Origin of the sequence: Desulfocurvus sp., assembly GCF_023230885.1 — a bacterium.
Lineage (GTDB): Bacteria > Desulfobacterota > Desulfovibrionia > Desulfovibrionales > Desulfovibrionaceae > Desulfocurvus.
Map to the genome: position 1 here is coordinate 1 of NZ_JALNWM010000172.1, position 7,564 is coordinate 7,564.

A 7,564-nucleotide genomic window follows, 5' to 3' on the forward strand; every position below is an offset into this window, starting at 1 on the left:
AGCGGGGCCGCCCGGGCGCCCGGCTGCCGGGGGAGGGCGGCGCCGGGCCCGGGCTGGCGGGGTCGCGCCCCGGCGCTTATTTTATGTATTGGGCGCATGGTCTCCCCCCCCGGGCCCCGGCGCCTTCTCCGGCCCTCGGCCTTCTCCCCGGGGTTCCGCCCTTTCCTATGGATTTCGTCGTCTCCCTTCGGCCCTGGCGCCTTCCCCGATCCCGCCGTCTTCCCCCGGGCCCCGGCGCCCCCGGTCCCCTCCGGCGTTCCGGCGCCCCCTGCAAGCGATAATCGTTTTGCATTGACAGCCCCCGGCCCCGGGCGTAGGGTCCGCCCATGCACACCGTCCCCGCCAGCGCCCGTCTTGCCTGCCACGTTTCGCCGCGTCCCGCGGCGGGCGTTTTTTTCGCGGGCTTTTATTACCCCGGCGCGCGGCCCGGGGCGGGGGATGCGTCGTAGGCCGCAAGGCCGCGCGCACACGCGAACCCACGGGCCGCCGGAATGTTCCGGCGGCCTTTTTCATGCTTGCAGCAAGGAGTACCCGTCATGCACATCGGCAAGGCCATCCGGATGGAACGCATCTTCAACCGCGACACCCAGCGGGCCATCGTCGTGCCCCTGGACCACGGCACCACCGTGGGCCCCATCCCCGGGCTCATCGACATGCGCGAGACCCTGACCCACATCGCCGAGGGCGGGGCCAACGCGGTGCTGATGCACAAGGGCCTGGTGCCCTGCGGCCATCGCCAGAGCGGCCCGGACATCGGGCTCATCGTGCACCTGTCGGCCAGCACGACGCTGTCGCCCTTTCCCAACGCCAAGACCCTCACGGGCACGGTGGAGGACGCCATCAAGCTCGGCGCCGACGCGGTTTCCGTGCATGTGAACATCGGCGACGAGACCGAGCGCGACATGCTGCGCGACCTGGGGCGCACGGCTTCGCGCGCGTCGGACTGGGGCATGCCCGTGCTGGCGATGGTCTACGCGCGTGGGCCCAAGATCGGCGACGAGTACGACCCTGCCGTGGTGGCGCATTGCGCGCGGGTGGGCATGGAGCTGGGGGCGGACGTGGTCAAGGTGCCCTACACCGGCGACCCCGAGAGCTTCGCCCGGGTGGTGGAGGGCGTGTGCGTGCCGGTGGTCATCGCGGGCGGGCCCAAGCTGGACAGCCTGGCGGGGCTGCTGGGCATGGTGCGCGATTCCCTGGCCGCCGGGGGCCGGGGCCTGTCCATCGGGCGCAATATCTTCCAGGCCGCGCGGCCCTATCACCTGGTGCGCGCCCTGCGGGGCCTGGTCCACGAGGGCTGGAGCCTGGAGCGGGCCCTGGACGCCGCCCAGGGCTGACGCCGGGAACGGGCCCGGACGCCGGGCTCAGAAGTCCAGGGCCAGGGGCGCGGCCCCGGGCAGCGGCCCGCCCTGGCGATAGGCCTTCACGGTGTACTTGAGCACGGCCCACAGGTCGTGCATGGGCCCCGGGGCCCAGCCGGGAGACTGGGCCTCGCCGGGCCGGGCCGTGCGCCGGGGCGCGTCGCCCATGACGGCCTTGTACACCGCCCCCGCGTTGCGGCGGCCCGTGGCCCGGGCCATGCTGCCGGCCAGGGCCCGCGCCGCGGCTTCGGGGTCGGCCGTGAAGTGGCAGGCCCGGGCCATAGCCGCGTGGACCGCGCCTGGGGGGCTGTAGCGTTCGGCCAGGGCGTAGGCCCGGCCGGCCGCCGCGTGGTCGCCGCCGCGCACCAGGGCGAAGCCCAGGTCCACGAAGGGATTTTCGGTGTCGGGGTGCTCGCGCAGGATGCGGGCCACCTCGCCTCGGGTGCGCAGCATCTCGTCGCGCATGGCGAAGGCCTGCGCGGCGCGGCGCATGGCCTCGCGGGCCCTGGCGGGCTCGCCCAGCTCCTTCCAGGCGCTGGCCAGCCCCACATGGGCCTCGGCCAGCAGGCTGTTCACCGCCACGGCCCTGGAGAATTCGCGCACGGCCTCCTCGTAGCGCCGCGCGGCCAGGTGGCCGCAGCCGGCCTGGTAGTGCCCCCGGGCCTCGTCGCGCGGGGGGGCCGCCCGCTCGAAGGCCCGGGCGGCCTCGGCGTGCCGCCCCCGGGCCGCCTCGCCGCGCGCCAGGGCCAGGGCCGCCAGCCGGGCCGCCCCGGGGTCGGCCCCGCGCGCCGCCAGGCGCAGCTGGCGCCCGAATGCCTCCTGGGAGTAGGGCCGCAGCAGGAACCCCGAGCACCCGGCGGCCACGGCCTCCAGAACGTCGGCCTCGGCGCCCAGGGTACTGGTCAGCACGATGGGCGTGCGGTCGAAGGCCCTGCGGCGGCGCAGCATGGCCGCCACCCGGGGGCCCGTGGTCCGGCCCAGGTCGGCATCCAGCAGTACGAGGTCCACGGGATTGGCCGCCAGCCAGGCCACGGTGGCGCGGACGTTCGTCCCGCCGCGCACCACGGGCACCCCCGCCCGGCGCAGGAAGTCGCGGTCGGTGCGCAGGTTGTCCGCCGAGGGGGTGACCACCAGGGCCGAGGCGAAGGGGTGGGCGACAGTGTTCTTTTGCATGGCGTGTGCTCCGGTGCTGCCGTGCGCGGGCCTTTGCCCCCTTATCGGCGCCCCGCCCGGGGGGCTTTAGTCCGCCCCGGGCCGCCCCGTCCGGCCTGCCCGGGTGGGGCGGGAATGACATTTTTTTCACTATACTTCGCATCCAACCTACCGATATGACGCAGTGAAGCGTGGCGGCCCCGGGAGACCGGGCGCGCGCAGGGGTTGCCTTCCGGGTGGGAACTGGATAGGAGAACCCACTTCTGTTGCGTAGGCATTTCCCCCCACACAGGAAACCCGGGTTCGAAATCTAGATTGGGATGAAAGGAATCCCCCGAACGATGCCCCTCGGAGGTTCGCAATGATACGGCTGGATTTTCCGGCGCGGTTGCTGGTCGCCGCAATGATAGTGTTCGCCACGGCATGGCCGGTCCGGGCCGGGGACTATGCGGGCTCCAAGGCCTGCGCGGACTGCCACGACGAGCAGTACGAGAACTTTGCCAGGCATTCCAAGAAAGCCAAATCGTGGCACAGCGTGGAGATCATGGCCTCGGACCTGACCCCCGAGGAGCTTCGCGGCTGCTATGACTGCCACACCACCGGCCACGGCAGGGGCGGGTTCCGCGACTACCAGTCCACCCCCGAGCTGGCCGACGTGGGCTGTGAGTCCTGCCACGGGCCGGGCGCGGCGCACATCGACTCCGGCGGCGACCCCGGGCTGGTGGTCCGCCGGCCGGCCCTGGAGACCTGCGAGAGCTGCCACAACGCCGAGCGCGTGGCCGACTTCAAATTCAAACCGCTGCTGTTCAGCGGCGCGCACTAGGGGGCGGCCATGTTCAGAGCCCTGCGCAACCACGTCAGCGCCAAGGTCACGGCCCTGGTGGTCGGTGTCAGCGTGGCCGTGTTTTCCGCCCTGGTGGCCATCAGCGCCTCCTGGCAGCGCGACGGCATGGTCGGACAGATGGACAGCTCCCTGACGCGCACCGCCGAGCTGATCCGCCTGGCCGTGGAGAACCCCATGGTCGTGGGCGACGACGCGGGCACCAAGACGGCATTCGCGTTCCTGCGCGGCAAATACCCGGACACCACCATCTACCTGACCAATTTCAAGGGCAACGTCACCTACTGCACCGACGAGGCCCTGGTCCGGCGCGACTTCGCGAAGGCCTACGGCCAGGAGGACATCGACGGGCTGCTGGCCCGGGCCCTGCGGGAGCCGGTGGAGGCCGGGCTGCTGACCAGCCACGGCGGACGTGACCTGTTCCTGCGCGTCATGAGCGTGCCCAACGACAAGACCTGCCACCATTGCCACGGCGCCTCGCAGCCCATCCTGGGCGGCATGGTGGTGGTCCAGGACGTGAGCCCGGCCGTGGCCGCCATCGACGCGCAGATCTGGGGCTTCGTTGGCCTGTGCGCGGCGGGACTCGTGCTTCTGGCCGTGCCGGTGGTGGTCTTCCTGCGGCGCAGCGTGGTGGCGCGCATCTCCTCCATCGCCGGGGCGGCCAACGAGGTGGCCTCGGGCAATCTGGCCGCCGCCTTCGACGCCTCCAGCGGCGACGAGCTCGGCCAGCTGGCCGGGCACCTGGGCGGGATGGTCGCCAAGCTCAAGACGCAGCTGGGCTTCTCCCAGGGCATCCTGAACGGCATGACCGTGCCCTGCTATGTGGCCGACACCGGCGGGCGGGTGACCTTCGTCAACCGGCCCCTGCTGGACCTGCTCGGCCTGGACGGCGACCCCGGGGAGTATGCGGGCCGGGCCGTGGCCGAGCTGTATTACGGCGACGCCGGGCGCCAGACCATCGTCTCCCAGGTGCTGGAAACGCGCCAGGCCCAGTCGCGCCCGCGTTTCGAATACACCAGCCGCAAGGGCGCCCGGCTCTTCCTGAGCGTTGAGGCCGCCCCCCTGTACGACCTGGACGGCAACCTCATCGGCGCCTTCGCCCTGACCACGGACCTGACGGCCGTGGTCGGGCAGCAGGAGCTCATCGAAACCCAGCACCGGCGCATTGCCGAGGCCGCGGCCCAGGCCGAGGACGTGTCGGTGCAGATGTCCACCTTCGCCGACGAGCTGGCCGCCCAGGTGGACGAGGCCAGCAGCGGCTCGGCCGAGCAGCAGGCGCGCACCGCCGAGGTCGCCACGGCCATGGAGCAGATGAACGCCACGGTGCTCGAGGTCGCGGGCAGCGCCGGGGGCGCGGCGGAACTGGCCGACCAGGCCCGGGCCCTGGCCGAGGACGGGCTCGGGGTCGTCCAGGAGTCGGTGGCCCTGTCCGAGGACCTGGGCCGCCGCGCCGAGGACCTCAAGCGCGACATGGCCGACCTGGGCCGCCAGGCCGAGGACGTGGGCCGGATCATCGAGGTCATCAACGATATCGCCGACCAGACGAACCTGCTGGCGCTGAACGCGGCCATCGAGGCCGCCCGGGCGGGCGACGCGGGCCGGGGCTTCGCCGTGGTCGCCGACGAGGTGCGCAAGCTGGCCGAGCGGACCATGACCGCCACCAAGGAGGTCACGGGGTCCATCCAGGCCATCCAGGGCAGCGCCGGGGCCAACGTGGAGGGCACGGAGCGCACCGTGCGGGGCATCGTCCGCAGCCGCGACATGGCCCAGAAATCCGGCCAGGCCCTGGAGCGCATCGTGGAGATGGTCCAGAAGACCGCCGACCAGGTGCGCTCCATCGCCACGGCCGCCGAGGAGCAGTCGGCCACCTCGGAGCAGATCACCCGCTCCACCGAGGGCATCAACCACATCGCCCACGAGACGGCGCGGACCATGGCCGAGTCGGCCGCCGCCGTGTCCGAGCTGGCCGAGCAGGCCCAGGCCCTGCGCCGGATCATCGAGGACATGCGCGCGGCCTGAGGCGCGCGGCGCCTGCGCGGGCGAGGGCCCCGGCCGGAAAACCGGCCGGGGCCCTTCGCGTTTCTGGCGCGGCCGTCTTGACCGGACGCCCCAGGCACTGCATAATCGGTTTCCCTCTGGCCTCAAGAAAGCCCTGGCGGCAGCCGATCCTTTTTCAGGGCCAGGCGTTCGCGAACCTACCGCTCGGATTCAGCAAAGGGGGCGATTCATGAAACTGCGCAGCATCAATGCCCAGGTTTCCCTCATGGCCACGCTGGTCGTCGTGGCCGCCATTGCGGGACTGGTCCTGTATGTGGGCAGCTCCACCTACAGGGTGGCCCGCGACCAGGGCATTCAGATGGCCGGGCAGTCCGCGGACCTGGCGGCCAAGGCCCTGGACGCCTTCATGCAGGGCGCGGTGGGCAAGGCCGAGGGGCTGGCCAAGCAGAAGATCATCACCAACAGCCTGCTCCCGGGCTTTTCGGCCTCGCGGACCCAGAAGGCTTTCGCGGAGATCATGGAGGTGGAGCCCGACTATTGGGCCATGTTCACCTTCGACACCCAGGGCCGGATCGTGGCCGGGGTCAACGCCAAGGGCGCGGACCTCTCCGGGGGCGACCGCTCCGGGCGCGATTATGTGCAGGCCATCCTGGGCGGGAAGGACATCCACGTCACCCGCACGGTGCTCAACGCCGCCAGCGGCGACGGCAAGATGCCCATCTTCGGGGTGGCCAAGGCCGTGCGCGACCTGGACGGCACGCTGCTTGGCGGCGTCGCCGTGTTTCCGCGCTGGGAGGTCTTCACCGCCCGCTTTGTCGACCCGGTGCGCGTGGGCCGCGAGGGCTACGGCTTCGTGTTCGACTCCGCCGGGGTGATGATCGCCCATGCCATGAACAAGGATTTGATCTTCAAGGATCTTTCCGGGCAGGGCTTCGTGCGCCAGGCCCTGGAGCAGGGCGGCGGGGTGGTCTACTACGACTGGGAGGGCCGCGCCAAGATCATGACCGTGCGCCGCAACGAGCTGACCGGCTGGCTGGTGTGCATGAGCGTCTACGAGGACGACCTCGCGGCGGGCGCCCTGCGCCAGCGGGCCATCCTCGTCGGGGTCGGCGTGGTGCTGGTGCTGGCCGTTTCGGGGCTGTTGGTGTTTTTGCTGCGGCGGCTGGTGTTCCGGCCCCTGGCGGCCATCGAGGCATACTCCGGCGAGGTGGCGGCGGGCAACCTGTCGGCCGAGCTTCCGGGCGAGTTCCGCCACGAGATGCACAACCTCGCCGGGCACGTCACGCGCATGGTCGGCGAGCTCAAGCGCAAGCTGGGCTTCGCCGAGGGCGTGCTCGCGGGCATGACCTCGCCGTGCATGGTCGTGGACACCACCGCCCGGGTGACCTTCATCAACCAGCCGTTCCTGGACCTGTTCCAGCGCTCGGAAACCCCGGCCAAGGCCCTGGGCATGGAGCTGGCGGTGCTGGTTTACAACGAGGCCGGCCGCGAGACCCAGGCCGCCGCGTGCATGCGCGACAACCGCGAACTGCGCGACCAGGAGGCGGAGCTGACCACGGCCCGGGGCAACAAGATCGTGGTGCGCTACGACATCGCCCCCCTGCGCGACCTGGACGGCAAACCCCTGGGCGCCTTCCTGGTCTTTTTCGACATGACGGAGATCCGCCGCACCCAGGGGCTGGTGGAGGCCAAGAACGCCACCATCGGCGAGGCCGCCCGGCAGGCCGACGGCGTGGCCGAGCAGGTGGTGGACGCCAGCCAGGAGCTGGCCGCCCAGGTGGAGGAGTCCTCCCAGGGCGCGGACCTGCAACGCGAGCGGGCCTCCGAGGCCGCCACGGCGATGGAGGAGATGAACTCCACGGTGCTCGAGGTGGCGCGCAACGCCTCCGAGGCCGCCTCCCTGGCCGACAAGTCGCGCGAGCGGGCCCTGTCCGGAGCCGAGGTGGTGGAGCGCATGACCGGCACCATCCGCAAGGTTCACGAAAACGCCGCGCAGCTCAAGGGCGACATGGCCGACCTGGGCCAGCAGGCCGAGGGCATCGGGCGGGTCATGAACGTCATCAGCGACATCGCCGACCAGACGAACCTGCTGGCGCTGAACGCGGCCATCGAGGCTGCGCGGGCGGGCGACGCGGGCCGGGGCTTCGCCGTGGTGGCCGACGAGGTGCGCAAGCTGGCCGAGAAGACCATGACCGCCACCCAGGAGGTGGGCCAG

General features: G+C 71.6%; 5 protein-coding genes. 4 read left to right on the forward strand and 1 reads right to left on the reverse strand.

Translation table 11 applies throughout. The annotated features are described in order from the left end of the window. Nucleotides 1–536: 536 nt before the first annotated feature. The gene (locus M0P34_RS11895) at nucleotides 537–1,334 is read left to right on the forward strand and encodes a 2-amino-3,7-dideoxy-D-threo-hept-6-ulosonate synthase (protein WP_291499383.1); all 798 of its coding nucleotides are present in this window, start codon (nucleotides 537–539) and stop codon (nucleotides 1,332–1,334) included. A gap of 27 nt (nucleotides 1,335–1,361) precedes the next feature. On the opposite strand, the gene M0P34_RS11900 is transcribed toward M0P34_RS11895, so the two are convergent. Then, entirely contained in the window at nucleotides 1,362–2,531 is a 1,170-nt protein-coding gene (locus M0P34_RS11900) for a response regulator (RefSeq protein ID WP_291499384.1), read from the reverse strand. Between the two features lie 382 nt (nucleotides 2,532–2,913). Here M0P34_RS11900 and M0P34_RS11905 point away from each other — a divergent pair, with 382 nt between their 5' ends. The 3 genes from M0P34_RS11905 to M0P34_RS11915 form a co-directional block, all read left to right on the forward strand. Next, nucleotides 2,914–3,333, forward strand: a complete 420-nt coding sequence (locus tag M0P34_RS11905; RefSeq protein WP_291499391.1) for a cytochrome c family protein — start codon at nucleotides 2,914–2,916, stop codon at nucleotides 3,331–3,333. Between the two features lie 9 nt (nucleotides 3,334–3,342). Then, nucleotides 3,343–5,370, forward strand: coding sequence for a methyl-accepting chemotaxis protein (locus M0P34_RS11910; RefSeq protein WP_291499386.1), 2,028 nt, complete (start codon nucleotides 3,343–3,345; stop codon nucleotides 5,368–5,370). 208 nt (nucleotides 5,371–5,578) lie between these two features. Continuing rightward, nucleotides 5,579–7,564, forward strand: a 1,986-nt coding sequence (locus M0P34_RS11915; RefSeq protein ID WP_291499388.1) for a methyl-accepting chemotaxis protein, incomplete at its 3' end; no start/stop codon positions are given.

Excerpts from the sequence above, each read along its gene's own strand:
- M0P34_RS11910 (WP_291499386.1), top strand. The coding sequence starts at position 3,343 with ATGTTCAGAGCCCTGCGCAACCACGTCAGCGCCAAGGTCACGGCCCTG.
- M0P34_RS11905 (WP_291499391.1), top strand. The coding sequence starts at position 2,914 with ATGATAGTGTTCGCCACGGCATGGCCGGTCCGGGCCGGGGACTATGCG.
- M0P34_RS11895 (WP_291499383.1), top strand. The coding sequence starts at position 537 with ATGCACATCGGCAAGGCCATCCGGATGGAACGCATCTTCAACCGCGAC.
- M0P34_RS11900 (WP_291499384.1), bottom strand. The coding sequence starts at position 2,531 with ATGCAAAAGAACACTGTCGCCCACCCCTTCGCCTCGGCCCTGGTGGTC.